Origin of the sequence: Streptomyces sp. A0642 (assembly GCF_004795105.1) — a bacterium.
Lineage (GTDB): Bacteria > Actinomycetota > Actinomycetes > Streptomycetales > Streptomycetaceae > Streptomyces.
The window spans coordinates 298,534-315,388 of record NZ_SSBL01000001.1 but is presented as its reverse complement, the minus strand read 5'-3'; the positions used below and the strand labels follow the sequence as shown (position 1 = coordinate 315,388).

The following is a 16,855-nucleotide window of genomic DNA, read 5'->3' as shown; positions in this document are numbered from 1 at the left end:
CCCGAGATGTGGAAGCCATCAGGAAGGCGTCAGCATGACGAACCTGACCGGCTCATCCAGGACAGCTCGCGCACCCTCAAGGTCGGCGAACCTGGTCGCCAGAGTCGCCTGTGCGAGGCGAGGCGGAAGCGCCTCGCCGAACTTCAGCCCCTTGACGGCCCGCTGGTCGACGTCGGGGAGGCAGAGCTGGTCCGACACATCGCCCACCACCTGTTTCCAGTGCTGCCGGTCCACATCCTCCCGTAGCCGAATCCAGCAGTCGTTCACGCGCTGGGCGGGTGTGACAACGGCGCCGAGCGTCGCCGCGAGCGTGGCGTTGGCCCGGTGCCCGGCCCAGGTCCACCAGCGGACCTGCCCGCCGGACGTGCGAGTGATGAGCGTGCCGCCCGGGTGCACAACATCCATGAAGTGGTCCCGTGCCTCAGCCAGCGCCATGACCGCACGCTTCGAGAGGGCTACGTCCGGGTCAGCTCCCAACAGGACATCACGCATGGCTCGCATCAGTTCGAAAGAGGTGGCACGTTCGAAGCCGAGTCCGCTCCACTTGGCTTTCCCTCCGCTGTCGGTCGGCTCGACGAAGCATCGCTTGCGATGCCAGTCGATGTACGTCACAAGCCAGCTCCGACCGGCGAGGAGCAGCTTGCGCGGCCCTTCGATCTCCTCGGTGAGCAGATCTGGATCGGTTCTGCCGATCTCACTGCGTCCCTGCAGCACGGTGAACTGGGGCGGCGCCGTGAAAACGGCGGTGAGATTCATGAAGTGCCGGTGCCCAAAGCGTCGTTCCGCCTCAGGGCCGATGAAGAGCATGCCGCCGTCCTGGTCCAGGTATCCCTCTTCCACGAGATGGCGCACGATCGGCTCGGCAGGCTGTGCGAAGAGGCCTAGGCCGTTCCACCACTCCTGCCAGAGCTTGTCGCCCACCTGGTGTTCCTGGAGACACAGGGCAAGGAGCTGTTGCGCCACGATGTGGCGGGGCTCCGCGGGTGCGACGACCGGCTCGACCCACCCCCGCTTCCACTGGATCAGCAGAGCCGCCGCGGCGAGAAGTCCGTCCTCGGAGAGCGCAAGAAAGAGGCAGTTTCGCTTGGTCCCCGCCCTGCGGCCGGTGCGCCCCAGACGCTGTAGAAAGGATGCCACCGTCAGGGGGGCGTCGAGCTGGATCACTCGGTCCAGGTCGCCCACGTCGATGCCGAGTTCCAGTGTGCTGGTCGAAACGATGACGCAGTCGCGCGCCTCGGCGAATGCCTGCTCAGCGCGGCGTCGCTCGTCAACCGACAGAGAGGCGTGCGAAAGAAATGTGGTCACGCCTCTCAACCGGAGTTTCTCCCCCAGTTCCTCGACCAGGCGGCGCGATTCGCAGAACACGAGGCGCTTCTCACCTCGGTGGAGTGCCGCGATCACCGTCGCCGCGTTCTCGACCGACCCGACGTAGTCGAGTTCGATGTCGCCCGCCACCGCATGCCCACCCTGCTGCTGCGGCTCGTCGAGATGCGGGGCGACCACACAGGCCGGACGGCGGCCCGCCGCCGAGCCCTGGAGCCAGTGCAGCAGCTCGGCGGGATTGCCCACGGTCGCGGACAGGCCGAGGCGTTGCACAGGGCGGCCCACGGTCTTCTGAAGCCTCTCCAGCACTGCCAGGAGGTGCCACCCGCGGTCGTCTCCTGCGAACGCGTGGACTTCGTCCACGACGATCGCCCGTAGGCCCGAGAAGAACGTTCTGTGGTCGACGTTGGCACTGACCAACATGGCCTCAAGGGATTCCGGTGTGGTGAGCAGCACATCCGGCCGGTCGGCCAGGATTCGCTTCCGCCGCCCGGCGGTCACGTCCCCGTGCCAGAGAGCCGCGGTACGCCCGAGCCAGCCGGTGTACGTCTCGAGCCGCGGCAGCAGGTTGTTGAGCAGGGCCTTGAGGGGACACACGTACAGCACCGATGTCCCCGACCATCGTTCCGCCGTCATTCTCGACAGCAGAGGAAAGCTGGCCGCCTCGGTCTTTCCCCCCGCTGTGGGAGCCAGCAGAATGGCATCCTCGCCGGCCATGACCGGCCCGATCGACTCCTCCTGCAGGGGGCGCAGTCCGCGCCACCCGAGGGAGTTGACGATGTGGTGCACCACGACCGGGTCCAGGTCATCGAGGGAGCTCACGGAAGTTCCAGTTCGATGTCGCCGGCACTCGATGCTGCCGCGTTGCGCTCCACTTCGTTCAGTTCGGCGCTGGACACGGTGAGCGCATAGTGCTGCCGGGGATCGAACTCGTCGAACTCGTCGACCCGGTCGAGCACATCAGCGACGATCTTACGCAGGAAGAGCCGCGGTGCCACGCCGACCTTCCCACCGAGCCCGCCCGTCACCGCTGTAGCCAGTTCACCGATGTACGCGTCATCGACGCGTGCAGTGATCCGCTCGGGATTCCGGGCGGCCCCCACGTACAAGTCGCGTACATTCCGCCCCAGTTCTCCGAGCCGAGGCAGATCGAATCCGGCCAGACGCAGTTGCACGGCGCGCGGAGAGTCGAAACGCGGATCGGTCGTGAAGTCGGTGGCAAGCCTCTGGGCAAGCGGGGGCAGCCGTTGCACGCCCTGCTGTCCGTCGTAGAAGGCAGGCGTCCCCGTGATCACCAGGAAGAGGCCAGGAAAGCGACCTGTGTCGATTTCGTCGAGCAGTTGTCTCAAGGCGTTGAGACCCTTCTCGCGCACGTCGCCGCGCACGCGCTGGAGGGTCTCGATCTCGTCGAGCACCACCAGCAGGCCGGGATGGCCGCAGTCCCTCAGCACGGTCAGGAGACCCTGGAGGAAACCCAGCGCACCGAAGTGGTCGAGATCGCCGCGCACGCCGGCCGCACGCCGCGCGGAGGATGCGACCGATTTCTGACCGCCCAACCATGCGATGAGCGCTTCGGCCGTAGCGGCATCCCCGGCGGCCCGCGCTGCGCGGTAACCGCGAAGGGCCGCGGCGAACGCGGGAGTGGTGCGTGCGACCTCGGCGAGGCGCTGCTCCATGAGTGCGTCAACGGCAGCCCCGAGGGCCTTCTCGTCGTCGTCCGCCACTTCGCCCGCGTCGAGGATTTCCTCTTCAAGGGTGTAGAACCAGGAGTCGATCACGGCCCGTAGAGCACTGGGCTGGTGGGTGGCGGTGGTGAGGCGCTCGGTGAGCCGTCGATAGACGGTCTCCAGCCGGTGCAACGGTGTCTCGGTCTCGGAGATCTGTACTTCGGTGGTGGCGAGGCCCGCGCGCTTGGCACGCTCGGCCAGCCACCTGGCGAAGAAGGTCTTGCCTGAGCCGTACTCACCGCGGATGGCGTGAAAGGCGGAGCCACCGCGTGCGACGGTCGCTATGTCGTCGTCCAGTGCCCCGCTGAAATGGTCCAGGCCGACCGCGAAGAGATCGAGCCCGGCCTGGGGAACGGTTCCGCGGCGCAGGGCGTCGATCACCTCGCGGCGGCGTGCCGCGCTGACCTCGGTCACACCGGTCATGGCTGCTCCGTTCCGAACTGCTCCCGAAGGAGTGGGATGTTGAGTTCCACGGTCCGCCCGGCGTCCACCAGGTTGATCACGCCGTATCCCTCGATGTTCAGGAGCCGCTGCACGACGGTGACGAACACTTCCGCGTTCCGCTGCGAACGGCCGGTGGCCTCGGCCGCCGCTGCGGCCACGGCGTCCGGGGTGAGCTTGCCACCGGCGTCGGCCAGCGCGTCGATGACGGCGACGACCGCCTTGCCGTCCGGCGGGCGCCGTACGAATTTCCGCTGTGTCTTGTAGCGCTGCGAGCCAACGACCTTTCCACCGAGGGTGAGCGTCACCGGCGCCACCTCATCGGCGGCGAACAGCGCCTCGCCAGCCTGGGTCTCCGCGCGGCGACGGGGCTTGCGCGCCGTCGACTGTTCGGTCTCCGCAGCCGATGTCGCGGCGGCGTCGCTGTCGGCCCACCACCAGGTGGGCACGGTCTGCTCATGCGGCAGCACGATCCAGCCGGAGGGCAGCAGCTCCTGTGACGGTACGAGCATGATCACGGGCACGGTCACCTCGGCGAGCGCGGCACCTCCGTGGTACCCGGCCTTGCGCGGCGTGTAGCGGATGTCCTCGCGCCACGGTGCGACGATGGTGCCTCCGCCTTCCCTCACCCGGGGGCCGCTGAGCTCGACTTCGCCTTCGCCCGCCTCGCCCGTGCGCCAGCGGGCGCTCTGTGCCCCGGGCGCTTTCAGGGGCCCCTGCCCTTGCGGCGAACGATCAAGGACATGTCCGTGGTCGGATACGAGCATGACGGGACGACCGTATTGGCGTGCAGCGTTGAGCAGATCCAACAGGTGGCTGATGTCCCTCAGTCGCCAGTTCGTTCGCTCGCCTTCCTGCCCGTGGTCGAGGGCATCGTCAATGGTGTTGAGCACGATGGCGACGATGTCCTCCCCGGCAAGCGCATCCAGCAGTTCGGGAGCGAGCCGGTGTCCCTCGGCGCCGCCGATCTGCCCCTTGTGGAAGAGCCTGCCGACGCGCCGATGCCGCTTCCAGAACGCCTCGAACCCACTGATCTCCGCGGCTTGTTTACCGCTGACCGGTTCCCCCGAGAGCAGGGATGCGCGGCTGATGGTGGTGACGGAGGGCAGCATGGAAACGGCGGCATGACGTCGCGGAGAAACGGCAGTCGGCGATGCGGGAACGATCTCGGTCCACACTCTGCGGTCGATCTCGTCGCCCAGTTGGGCCGCTATCGCGGCGCTCATTCCGTCCAGCACGAGCACCAGCGGGCTCGTTCCGGATGCCAACGGCACCGCCAGCGTCTCGAGTACGTCCTCGATCAGGAGGGCGCCCCCAGGTGCCTGGGAGGAGGCGGTACGCGTCCAACCGGCCAGGCGGGCGGCGAACTGCTCGTCAAGGGTGCTGCGCCGTGCTCGCGCCTTTCCGATGAGCACGTGGTACGCCTGCCCCACGACAGGATCGCCCATGGGGTCCCCGGCCGCCAGAACACGCAGTGCCCGGTCGGCCCACCCCCACTGGGCGAACTGCTCCCCGACGGCCTGGCCGACGGAGTCGGCGGTCGCGACCGGACCGTCGAGCCACCGCACCACCCTCACTGCCATCCGCGCGGCCTCGCAGCTCGCCGGGTGCAGACGCGCCAGTTGGTGGGCCAGTACCTGATCCAGAGCGGCCTCGGCCCCCTGGGGGGAATGCGGGAGAGCGGCGGCCAGATCCCGCAGTCTCGCCCGCAAGCCCGACGGCAGGAGCGGGTCGACGCGCAGCGCCTCGCCCAGCCCTGCTTCGGAGGCGAGTGCGTCGGCCCGGTCCAGCACGGCGTACACGCGCTGGTGTGCCTCGGCGCCCGCAGGGGTACTGGCCTCGGCCTCGGCGATCCAGCGGGCGAGGGCGCCGCTCACCGAGGCGGTGAACTTCGGCAGGTCCTCCACCGAGCGCAGGCTGGAGCCGAAGAGCCCCCCGAGTGCGAAGCTTGTCCCGGGAGGGGCTTCTGGTGCACTCAGTACGGAGCCCAGCACACCGAGTGCCATCGCATCCTGCCCCCGACCGTCGGCGACCAGAGACAGCAGAGTGGGTGCGGCTGCTCCGACGGTATCGGTGAGCCAGTCGGTCAGACCGCCCCGTTCCTCCTCCTTCAACTCCTGGAACCGGGCAGGACCAGCCGTCGTCCGAGACCAGGCGAGCAGGGCATTCGTGTCGAGTTCGAGTCGGTGGCCCGTGGAGCCGTGGCCGAGACCCAGCCGCTCACCGATCAGCGCCCGTACTGCGACGTCCCGGGTGAGAACCGAGCCGCTGCGAGGCCATCCGTTTACCGGTTCGGCCTCCAGCAGCGCCGTGAGCAGCCACGTCTCCCTGATCATCCGGGGATCGAGGTCGGCCGCGCCGAAGAGCTGCTTGACGATCTCGGCCCGGTCGACATTGAGGCTACGGCGCCCCACCGCGTGAGCACGTACGTCCCAGCCCAGAACGGTGGCCGGAACATCGCTGGTGACGACGAGCAGCCGATCCGTTTCCGGGCCGGCCAGGAGCTCCTGCCACGCGGCGACGATCCCGAGAACGGAGTCCTGGTCGGTGACCCTGACCGGCCGTTGCCTGCCCTCGATGCGGACTGTGAACTCCGTCGGAGCCGTGCTCTCATACCGCGCGTTGACGAGCAGCAGTCTGCGGTCCGCGGCACGGCGCAGCTCGGTCTCCAGAAGTGCCTCGACGATCCGCCGGTCGATGAGAGGCCGCAGAGCCATCAGGACTGCGCCTCATCGTCGGTGGGACCGGCGGCGCTGCCCTCGGGAGGGACCACCTGCCACGTGATCTCTACGGCCATTCCGGGGTTTGCCGCCGAGTAGGCCAGGATCTCGTCCCAGAGGTTGTCGATGGCCTTGTTCAGCGAGTTCTCGACGTGACTGGGCTGGAGCCTGACCGTACGGGAGCTACCTGCGTTCGGCCCGGTGCCCATGGGGGCAGCGGTACTGGTGGTGGGAACGGACGGTGTGCCGTGCTGGGTGAGGGATACGTCGTCAGCGGCGGGCGGCTCGGGAATCGCTACCGGGCGCGGCGCCACGGGAGTCTCCACCTGCGTCAGCCGGGCCGCGTCCTGGACCAGGACTACCGCCTTGGTCCGGATGGATCCGAGCACGGGGACCAGCGTGCGCTCGAATTCGCTGGTCGCGGCAGTCTCGGCGATCTCCGTGATCAGCCGTTCGGCCCTTTCCCCCACGCTGTCCTGACGTCCAGCAAATCCCCGCACACCGTCCAACAGCGCCCAGTCCGCATCGTCGAGCGCTTGGAGGACATCGCCTGCCGAGGTGATTGCGGTGGCGAGGACAGTGTCACTGGTGCCGTAGGAGGCACCTGCCAGCTCCCGTACGAGCGCGGTCGCGTCCCGGTGGCGCCCGAGGCGGGCCAGGAAGTCCGCCGCGTCCTTTGCGGAGGAAAGCCGCTCGCTTGTCTCCCGGTCCATGCCGAGTGCCTCGGCGTGCCTGTTCAGCGAGGTACGCAAGGCGTTGACCGACTGCTCGTATTCCGCGACCTTCTCACCGACGCCGGTGAAAAGCTTGTTCACGTTCCGGGCGAACAGAGCCGGCTGGACGGACAGCCCGAAGAGCTTCGCAGCCCGCACCCTCGCGGCTGCGTACTCCTCCTCGGACGGCAGCTGCTGTGCTCGCAGCCCGAAGCCGGCTCCCACACGTTCCAGCTCGGGCGGCTGGGGCAGCGGGCTGCCGTGGTACGTCCAGGCGCGGTCGTCGAGCAGTGCGTAGGTCGCGATGATCAGGCTGCTGGTGTTCTTGTCGAGGCCGGTCCAGCCGAGATCCTCGGCAATCCAGGTGCGGACCTCCTCGGCCGTCAGATCCTCAGCCCCGGGGCGGTGCTGGTGAGCGGCCTGGTTGATACGCGCACGCCAGTCGTTACGCAGAACCAGAGGGCCGTCGTGGACCTGGCCGAGCTCCAGCGGTTCGACGATCCTCTTGACGGTCTTGAGGTGGTGGCTGTCGACCTCGATGCGGCGTCCGCCGTCGTCCATGGCACGGGTGATCCACGTCAGAGCCGTCTTCAGCTCGCCAAGGCTGACAGCCTTGCGGTCGCCGGTCCTGCTGAAGTCGGGGTGCCTGGGATAGAGGGCACGAAAGACACCGTCGGCGAGGTACTGCAGGTTGTCCTGGAAGGACTTGCCACCCTGCAACTGCGGCCTTGCGTACTCGGGCAGCAGCGACAGGATGTGCTTTCCCTCGCTCACCTCCGCAGAGACGCTGTTCTCGTCCACCTTCGCGATGCCGTACAGCTGGGCGAGCGTCGCGGTGAGCTGGGAGGTGAGGGTGTCGCGCTGGGCAGCCAGCTGGTGGCGCACCCGCACCCGGTCGTCGGAGGGGAGGTGCCCCGCATAGTCGTCGAGACGCTCCCGCTCCAGCAGATAGTTGATCTTGATGAGCCGCCCGAGCTGGGCACTCTTCTGTTCGGAGAAGAACGAGGGCAGCCAGACCAGCGTCGGAGCCATGAGCCCTTCGGACCGCAGCGCCTCGACGCGCTGGGCATCGTCGTTCGGGTAGTGCTGACCGTCGTCGAAGGGGTAATCCAGGATGAACCGGACCCGCCCGTCCACGCCCGGTCGGAACTGGTCGGCGGACAGCTGTGCGGTGTCACGAACGTTTTCGAAGACGAACTCTGCGGTGCGCTTCGTCCCCTGCCACACGACTTCGTGTTCGCACACGAAGGCTCCGGAGTCCTTGAGCCCGAGCGCCTTCCACAGCTGGTCCTTGACCCAGATGCGCCGGGCTCCTGTCCTATCCTCGTCGACGACCATGTCGAGCAGCGGCTCGATGTCCAGGTCGGACAGGTGGAGGGTGAACACGGGGTCCTGGTCACCGTCGGCCCGGATTTCACCGAACTCGGCCTGCAGTTCTCGCAGTCGGGTCACCACGAGCGACCCGGGAGCAACGGTACGGGAGCGGATCGAGCCATGGTTCAGCGCGGCGATCCGCCCGCCGGTGAGCCTCTTGAGCGCCGGGACGTCGGGGGCGAGCGCGGCGAGAAGCAGGGTCTTGACGAACCGGTCGTCGGCGATGAACTTCTCGCTCTGCTCGGAGCCGTACTTCTCCAGGAGGTGAGCCCGGACCTTGGCGTGGAAGGTGTGGGCAGCCTCGGCCTCGCTCTTGAGCCGGTCGGTGAACGCCTCCCCGGTGCCGTCCGAGAGCACGTCCCACAGATCACCGAGGGGGATCAGTTCGCCCAGCCTGATGTCCGCGCGCCGCCGCCGGAGCATCTCCTGCAACAGCTTGAGACCCGTGCGCTCACGCTGCAGAGCGCCGGAGAGCGCCACAAGGACATTCAGCAGTGCCGGCGACAGGGGGTACACCGCCCGGAAATCTGCCCAATCTGCGTGCGTCGCACCATAGGCATCGAGCAGAACATCCTTGACCTGCGAGTTGCTCGACTCGATGGTCGCGAACGCATCATCAAGAGAAGCCCGGGCGAGCTGATCCTTGGGCTTGAGAATGCGCTCCTTGATGATCTCCGGCAGATTGCGGTCCTCAAGACTGATCACGTCGAAACGCCCGGCGAGATACTCGACCTGCTGTTCCAGGTTCTTCACATCCGCACCCACCACATCGGCGCCGACGAGCTGGGACAGATCGCGCTGCCGTGAGATGAGCGAAACGATCGGGACCGGCCGTGCGCTGTCCCCCGACTCGATCAGCTTGACCAACTTACTGACCTCGGAGTTCACCTTCTCGCGGTTCGACATGTGTGCCTGCAACCAGAGAATCAGCTCATCGAGGAAGAGAATGATGCCGTCATAGCCGAGCGACTGGGCATGTCGGCTGATCACAGCGAGACCGTTCTCCAGCGGCAGGAACGCCTGCGCGTCGCCTCGTGCGCCCTCGGCATACGAGGACATCGGCCCGGTCAGGAGTGCGGAGACGAGCCGGTCCCGCAGAGGATCACCGGCGGGCGCGGAGAACGCCCGGTGAAGCTCGGTCGGCGTCCACTGCGTGGTCGCCCCGTCGATCACGTCCAGATCGTCCTCAACCGCTTCGGACGCGCCACCTGCCACCGGCAGCAACTCCGCGAAGGCCGTGTCACCCATCGCCCGGCGAAGCCCCTCGGCATCGGCGAGCATCGAGTCCGCCCGGTAGACGGGCGGGACGGACGCATCAGGATGCAGCCGCCGCACCTCCGCGACGTACCCGCCCAGCAGCGCCGAGTCCAGGTCGGTCGAGCCGACCAGGTGGTACGGCACCATCAGGAACCGCTTGCCCTTCAGCCAGTCGTCGTGTTCAGCGATGACTTCCTGGAGCTTCGGCTTGGCACGGGCAGCCGGTACATTGTTCAGCACCGCGTGCAGCACGGTCAGGAAGTGGCTCTTACCCGAACCGAACGAACCGTGAAGATAGGCGGCGTGCGAGTTGCCACCCCGAGTAGCGGCGCGCACGATCCCGAGTGCCTGGCCGAAAGCCGCCTTCAGCTGATCGGTGACCACGTACTCGTCGACCCGGGCTTCGGTCTCGGTGAAGCCACCGGTGAGCTCCACCTTGAAATCGCCGGCATGGACGTCTTCCTTGATGTCGATGACATCCCGCAGGAAGAGCTCATTCGTGGGCATCGGTGACTCTCGTTCCCTCACTCGGCGGTTCACATCATCCGCGCTGCGCGCATACGGCCCTATCTTGCCAGCTCACACGGCATACCAGCCAGGTGATGGAAACATCGGCAGAGGCTCTTCAGGTCACTCCTTCCCCGGAGCCAGCCGCTCGACGTGCGACCAGGCGAATGTCCGGTCTCCGTCGAGGTGCGCATCGCCCCAGTGGATGGCGTGGATTCCGTCCGCCCACGCCGAGGTGAAGAACACGGAGACGAGCTTCGTCGTGCGCCCGAGCTCCTCGAAAGCCTCGTGAAGCTCGTCGTACTCATCCGTGGTGAGAATGTCGTCCAGCGGAAAGAGGCCCTCCGGCGCCTCGGGCCCGTGGGCGGTCAACATGCGTCTGCGCTGGGGCGAGACATCGGCCCGCAACCGCGCACGGTCCAGTGGGGCCGCACGGTCGGCGTACCGGAACGGAAACAGGGCGTGGCCGTTGATGACCGCGTAGGCGTAGCCGCGCAGCTCACGGACCGTGCCGCCGAGCGCAACGGCTTCATCGGCCAGCTCCTCGCGCACCGCTTCGGCAAGAACGTGTCCGTACGGTCCGCGCTTCTTGAGGTTCGCCTCAGCATGCACGGCCCTCGCCCGCTGGTGTGCACGCGCCAGTCGTTTCGGTACGCCCGCGACGAGACCGCTCGCCTGCACTCCGAAGCGCTGCTGTGCCCACGCGGAGGGGCTCGTCCCCTTGCCGTTCCACGCCACGCCACTGTTCATGGTCTCCCCTGTCTCCCGGCACTCCCCCACCTGTGTGACATGGGCAGAAGGGAGGGGCAAGGGCGCGAATCGGCCGGAGAACGCCGGTTGCCTACGGCTCCTCGCGCTCCGATGCCTTGTCTTCCTCAGAGGGCTCCGTACCGCCCTTGGAGGCAGCGGGCCAGAGCTGACCGCCCTCGAAGGACGCACGAAGGAGCGGGACCGTCTCGTCCGGGATACGGAATCCGCTGGCCCAGGAGGGTTCCGTCAGCGATCCGTAAATGGTGTGCAGCAGAAACGGCTCCTCGCCGCTCAGCACCCCCAGGTCCTCCAGCTCGCGTGCCACCGTGCTGACTGGCCGGGTGAACCCCTTGAGCTGCCGGTCCGACGGGTAGCCCGCGAGGTCGTACACCGTCTCCCGGTCCACGAACCCTCCGTTCGCGGCGGCGGCCACGATCACCTTGGCATGTGCCGGGTAGCGAAGGACTAGCTGCCCGATGAACGCGTCCAGCGACTGCTGACTCCAGCCTTCTTCCAGCTCGTCGTCGTCCCGGTCCACTCCACGCAACTGCTCCAGGTCGTCCACCGAATCCTTGTCGACATGCAGACCTTCCAGCAATTGCTCGGCCCAGACGAGCAGCTCAGCCGGGGTCAGCATGTAGAGGCGCACACCGGCCTGCTCCTTCAGCTCCACCACCAGCTCGGCCCTGGGCCGCGCCGGGATGTCACCGTCCCGCTGCTGCCACCAGTCCTTCTTGACGTCACCCGTCACCAGCAACACATCGCAGTCACGTCGCCGAGCCTCCTGCAGCAACTGCAACCACAGCAGATAGTCCCCGGCGGCCCGCTCGGCAGGCTTGTCCTTGAAGTCCTCGTACCCGGGAGGGATTTCCTCGTCGGCCCGCTTCTGAGCTGTCTGGACGGCCTTGTCGTACTCGTCGGTCGGCAGGGGCTCACCGACGCGGCCGGACAGGAGAGGCTCCAGCTCCACGAGCACGGGGTCGCTGTGGGTCTCGGCCGTACCCTCCAGCGCGTCGCGTTCGGCCTGAGCATCGATGATCCCCTGGAGTTCCTCCACGGTCCGGGTGAGTGCTGACAGGCGCTCGTTGATCTGCTGGGTGACACCTTCGTCATGCTTGAGCCGTACGTCCTTCACCCAACGGTCGACAGCGTCACTCGCGGACCGCCGGACCCGCGCCAAGGCCACCGAAGTCTCCTTGGCCTTGGTGCTGTGGTGATGGCGTACGGACTTCAGCTCACGGTTCCGCCAGAACTCGGTGAGCACCTGGTGCGGCACCCAGAGCCGGTCCCGGAGCTTGGTGAGCACAGCCAGGGTGTCCTGCCGGGTGCGGGCGTTGGAACGGTAGAGATTGAGCAGCACATTGGTGTCGAGGACCACCATCCCGCTTTGGAAGACCCGCTCGTAGTCGTTCTTCCGCGGGCTCTGATGGGCTCCGTCGCAGTCGAAGATCCCTCGTCCGGGCCCGCTTCCGGCATCGGTCTCGGTCCCGCTCTCCGCCGGATCGTCCTTGAACGCCATGGTGCTCTGTGCTTCCCCTCGTTGGCCCCTTCGTGCTCCCCGGGGCAGTGATGGGCATGGTTCCAGGCTCGGCCGTGATACGAGAGAGCTATCTCGGCCAACTACACCCGATCGAGGCCAAGAGCACTGACGTCATGCGCGAGCAGCGCGGAAACGGAGAAGGCAGCTTGTTACGCATCGTGCGCACGGTCACCCGCCGATCGGGCGGGAGGACGGTACCGGGCCCTCGAGCCGGGTCCGCCGGCTCGGGTGACCAGGGCGGTACCGACGAACGTGCGGAGGCGGGGCCCATGCCGGTTGAGCCCTTCAACCGCCGCATCGAGGTTTTGGTCGCTGTCGTCGACAGCCCGGACGAGACGGGGCTCGCGGCGCAACTCCTGGAGGGGCGTGGGTGGTCGGTGCGTCCGTGGCTCCCCCGCGACGACAGTCCGGACGCCTCGGCACTCGGCCCCGGGCGCGTGGGGCTGCTGGTCGAAGTCCGGCTGCACGGTGCGCGCTTCGGCGCGGTGCAGGCCGCGGTCTCGGAGATCGAGAACCTGGCTCGCCGGCACCAGGCGGGCATGTGGGTGCTGGACGCGGTCCTCATCGAGCACGACCTGGCTCACGACTACCGCTCCGTGTTCCACGCCCACCGTCGGCTCCCGGAGGCGTCCGCCCCTTCGGGTTCCCGAAGCCCCCGGGCCAGGATCGCAGCGCTACGGACGTCGCTCGGCGTGATCTCCACGGTCCGCATTCTCAAGCAGAACGGCCGTCCTCCCGTCGAAGCGCTCGAACGGCGTCTGGAGCTCGGAACACTGACCGGGCGCCCGTACGACCCGCAGAACCTCCAGCTACGCGTCCCTATGGGCATGGAGGGCCGAGACCCCGACGCCCCGCCGCCGGCTCCGGTGTCGACCTGGCGCCTGGCAGGCCCTGTGCTGGCGGGCCTGGTCCTGGCGCTCGCTTGCGGAATTGCTGCCGCGGCCGCGGAGGGCCTGTTCATCCTGGTGCCGCTGGTTGTGGCATGCGCCCTGGTCTGGCCCGTAGGCCATGAGCTCACCAACCGCAGAGAAGAACAGCCTCGTGCCGTCACCCTGGCCTGGGGTACTGCGGCCGTCGCCTCGATAACGGTGGCCGGCCTGGCGCTGACCTTCTACATGCCCGGCCCTCCGGCACAAGTGGCGCTTGTGACGGCGTACGCGGTGCTCGGGGTGGTTCTCTGCGCCCTGATCCTCTACGGGCTGGGATACGCCCTGGTTCACTCCTGGTTCAGCCGCAACGCCAACTGGGCCCTGCCCGCGCTCATCCCCGCCCTCGCCCTGAGCCTGCCCTGGTTCGGGGGCCTGTTGCACACGGTGTATCTCAAGGCCGGATTCGGTGTCCCCGCCGACGCCGTCCAGGTCTCGGTGTACTGGACCTATGCGGCGTCACTCAAGCCCATCGGAATCGCGCTGGGCCTCTCGGCCGTAGTACTGGCCATGGCCGGCTGGATGCGCCATTACCACCAATGGGTGTACGCGCGGGGCATGGTCCGGATCGGTGTCCCGCTCATGGGCTTCTTCGTCATCGGAATCTCCCTGACCGCCGGACTCGTCGGGGCGGAGGCGGCCGCAAACCGAGCACGCACGGCTGCAGCGTCCGGCAAGACTCCTGCGTCGTACTACGGGGCCCAGGGCCGACTCGTCTGCGTCAAGCCCGTGTCGAAGGGGATTCCGGTATTCAACGGTCCGCTCGCCACTACGCACCCCCTGCTCACCTTCGGCACATCCGGGGACCGCGTATGGCTGTGGGACCCCCGCCGCGACGAGTCGGTGTCCGTCCGGCTTGAGGATGTGGTCGTTACGCAGGCCGGGACGAGCGCCTGCGGCTGAGGCTGTGCCGGACCAGGCGTGGAGGGCACGGCGTGCGTGACCCTCCACGCAACTCACGAGGCCGGGGAGTCAGAAGGACCTGGTCAAAGCCCGTACGTTCTCCAGAGCCGCCTGCAGAACGTACGGCGGCTCGGCCCTCGCTGTTCGGGCCGCCTCGCGGTACGTAGCCGCATTCTTGTCCGGCACCCCGTCCCCCGCGTCGATCAGCTCCTGCCGGCGAATATCCCAGGCCGGCCAATGCTCCGAGAGATACGTCTCGAGCACGTCTGCGAACACCGTGTAGGTCGCGGACGGCTCGGTCGCGGGCCAGGGCGTTCGCGAGGCACCCAGATATCCGAGCAAGCTCGCATTGTTATCTGCGATCTTCCGCGCCTGGCGCTCGAAGTCCAGTACCTTCTCCTGCCGCTTCTCAGGCCCCAAGTGCTGTACGGACTCTGTCTTACGCTCCAGCATTCCGGCGTCGCCATCGAAGATCACATGACACGGCACACCGAGGGAGCTGAGAATCGCATGGCAGAGGAGAATGTTGTCCCTGCCCGTCACATCGATGACGGTGATCCCCTCAGCGCCAAGGCTCACGCCGGCCCGCTCCGCACACCCGGCGAGCACGGCTCCATCCGTAGTGCCCTCGGCAAGCACCACCCCATGGGCGAAGAAACCCTCAGCCAGGGAGCCCGCCAGCCGGGGACCCGTCCGCCGCTTGATCGCGTCCTCACCCACCAACCCTGTGAGCGACGCGCACAACTCGGCCTCCGATGCCTGCCAGACCCGGGTAACCGGATGCGCCCCCACCGCCTCACGGCTCAGCCGCCGAATCTGGTGGTAGCCCTCCGGGTCGATGAACACAGGGCTATGAGTCGCGTACATCACCTGGGTCCGACCGTCTGGCGACGACGAGACCAGCCCGCGCAGCACCTCCGCGAACACCCTTGCCTGTGGCGGGTGCTGGTACAGCTCAGGCTCCTCGACAGCAAGGCACAGAGTGCGCGTCCCTCCGTCGGCACGGCGCTGCTCGGCCAGGTACTTCAAGGTCGCGATGATCAGTGCGCGCTGGAAGCCGTGCCCCTGGCGATAGACGGACGTCTTGGCGGCCCCATCCATGACACTCGCCTCGAACACGGTCTTGGAGGCCCTGGGCGCCTGCACCGTGGGGGTGACGACGATGTCCCGACCGGTCGTGAACTGTGCCACCTCCCTCGACAGCGCGGCCGACAGGTCCTCGAGCACAGCCCCATAGACGTCGGCGTGCACCTTCTGGCGTGCAAGGTGAGCGGCATCCTCGATCTCACCCAGCTGCACGTTCGCCTGGGAGCGGTCCACCGAGTAGTTCAGGATGCGGGCGAGAGCCGTCGCCTTGGAGTCATCAGCCTCCTCGTAGGCACGGAGGTCGGCCGAGATGAAGACGAAGTCGATCAGCTCGGCCAGCTTGCTCTGCCCCGCGAACCCAAAGAAATGTGTTCCCTCGATCTCGGTTTCGGTGAGCCGCTCCCGGTTCGCCAGCTCCCAGAGGTTCATGGCCTCGTCAACGACTTCCGCCTTGCCGGCCGAAGGCAGTCCGAGCTCTGGGTCGCTCTCGCGGAGATCGTTGTACGCCCGGCGCTTGTCCATCGCCTTGGCATGTCGCCTGATCTCCTCGAAGGGGCCATAGGCCAAAGCCTTCCCGGTGATCTTGTCGTCGCCCGCCTCCCAGGTCCGCCAGACACTGAAGGTCTCGGCTCCCTCGGGTGCGTACCGGCCGAGAGCGTCGCGGTCGTCAGCGGTGAGCCCGTCGAACTCGACCTCGACGGAGATGCGCTCACCCTCGGCCGCCGAATGGACATCGTCCGTGCTCAGCGAGACCGAACGTTCGCCGTTGAAGAACCAGTCGAGTGCGCGCAGCACGGTGGACTTGCCGACACCGGTCGGACCGATGAAGCAGGTAATGTCCTCGAAGGCGATGTCCACCTTGTGCAGACAGCAGAAGTTCTCAACGCGCACGCGCTTGATTTTCACGGTCGTCCTGGAATGTGGTTCGGGTGAGCCGGGTGGGCCCACTGTGACAATCATGATGTTAGCGACGGCGGCAGCTGGAAATCAGATTTTTTTTTCCGCCGAACACAACATCGCCTATTGGGAATTGAGTTCGAGAGCTGCCCACACGCTCTTCCCCGGCGCTCCGACGCGAGGTGCCACGCCCCAGCGATCGGCGACCCGCGAGACGAGCAACAGGCCTCGGCCCGATTCCTCTTCGGCGGCCGGCGGAGCCGGCGTCTCAAGGGAAGGGCGCCGCTCGGTACGGGTATCGGCAACCTCGATGCGGAGCATCGTCGTTGTCCCGACTGTGCGTTGGACGAGCCTCACGTGGAAGTCCCTTCCGGGTACGTGGCCGTGACGGATGGCGTTCGCTGCCAGCTCCGCGGCGATCAGAGCCAAGGTCTCGTTGGCGGTGGAGTCGTAGGGTGGCCCTACTCGTCGAGCCGGTGCGAGACGAGACGCCGAGCGAGCCGGGCACCTCGTGGAGTGAACGTGAACTGCATGACGAATTCGCTTACCCGTGCAGCCGGTTGCCGGCCCGGCATCTGTGAGGTGGTCGCTCGACTCATGACGACGACCCTCTCGCCCACGGCATGCCGCTGACCAGGGCGGACGCGCGGACGAGTGCGTGCTGTACACGCAACAGAGCGTGACGTGCGCG

The 16,855-nt window shown here is 67.3% G+C and carries 9 protein-coding genes; 1 reads left to right on the top strand and 8 read right to left on the bottom strand.

Going from position 1 to position 16,855, the window contains the following annotated elements:
- Window positions 1-18 precede the first annotated feature (18 nt).
- The 6 genes from E6R60_RS01275 to E6R60_RS01250 form a co-directional block, all read right to left on the bottom strand.
- Window positions 19-2,145 carry a DEAD/DEAH box helicase gene (locus E6R60_RS01275; RefSeq protein WP_136324459.1) on the bottom strand — a complete coding sequence of 709 codons (2,127 nt, stop codon included), beginning with the start codon at window positions 2,143-2,145 and terminating at the stop codon, window positions 19-21.
- On the bottom strand, window positions 2,142-3,473 hold the full coding sequence (gene brxD / locus E6R60_RS01270) for a BREX system ATP-binding protein BrxD (protein WP_136324458.1): 1,332 nt from the start codon (window positions 3,471-3,473) through the stop codon (window positions 2,142-2,144). The genes E6R60_RS01275 and brxD overlap by 4 nt, the downstream gene beginning before the upstream one ends.
- Window positions 3,470-6,208, bottom strand: a complete 2,739-nt coding sequence (pglZ, locus tag E6R60_RS01265) for a BREX-2 system phosphatase PglZ (RefSeq protein WP_136324457.1) — start codon at window positions 6,206-6,208, stop codon at window positions 3,470-3,472. Before pglZ ends, brxD begins: the two co-directional genes overlap by 4 nt.
- Complete coding sequence (locus E6R60_RS01260) at window positions 6,208-10,062, bottom strand: PglY protein (protein WP_136324456.1); 3,855 nt, start codon at window positions 10,060-10,062, stop codon at window positions 6,208-6,210. The genes pglZ and E6R60_RS01260 overlap by 1 nt, the downstream gene beginning before the upstream one ends.
- A gap of 123 nt (window positions 10,063-10,185) precedes the next feature.
- Window positions 10,186-10,812 (bottom strand): hypothetical protein, encoded by a 627-nt coding sequence (locus tag E6R60_RS01255; protein ID WP_136324455.1) that lies wholly within the window; start codon window positions 10,810-10,812, stop codon window positions 10,186-10,188.
- A 91-nt stretch (window positions 10,813-10,903) separates the two neighbouring features.
- On the bottom strand, window positions 10,904-12,331 hold the full coding sequence (locus E6R60_RS01250; RefSeq protein ID WP_136324454.1) for a PIN-like domain-containing protein: 1,428 nt from the start codon (window positions 12,329-12,331) through the stop codon (window positions 10,904-10,906).
- Between the two features lie 290 nt (window positions 12,332-12,621).
- Here E6R60_RS01250 and E6R60_RS01245 point away from each other — a divergent pair, with 290 nt between their 5' ends.
- Window positions 12,622-14,181 carry a hypothetical protein gene (locus E6R60_RS01245; RefSeq protein WP_136324453.1) on the top strand — a complete coding sequence of 520 codons (1,560 nt, stop codon included), beginning with the start codon at window positions 12,622-12,624 and terminating at the stop codon, window positions 14,179-14,181.
- A gap of 69 nt (window positions 14,182-14,250) precedes the next feature.
- Here the strand turns inward: E6R60_RS01245 and E6R60_RS01240 are convergent, their stop codons facing one another.
- Both E6R60_RS01240 and E6R60_RS01235 read right to left on the bottom strand, forming a co-directional pair.
- Window positions 14,251-16,173, bottom strand: a complete 1,923-nt coding sequence (locus E6R60_RS01240) for an ATP-dependent endonuclease (protein WP_136324452.1) — start codon at window positions 16,171-16,173, stop codon at window positions 14,251-14,253.
- Between the two features lie 114 nt (window positions 16,174-16,287).
- Window positions 16,288-16,833, bottom strand: a complete 546-nt coding sequence (locus E6R60_RS01235) for an ATP-binding protein (RefSeq protein WP_346766055.1) — start codon at window positions 16,831-16,833, stop codon at window positions 16,288-16,290.
- Between the last annotated feature and the right edge of the window lie 22 nt (window positions 16,834-16,855).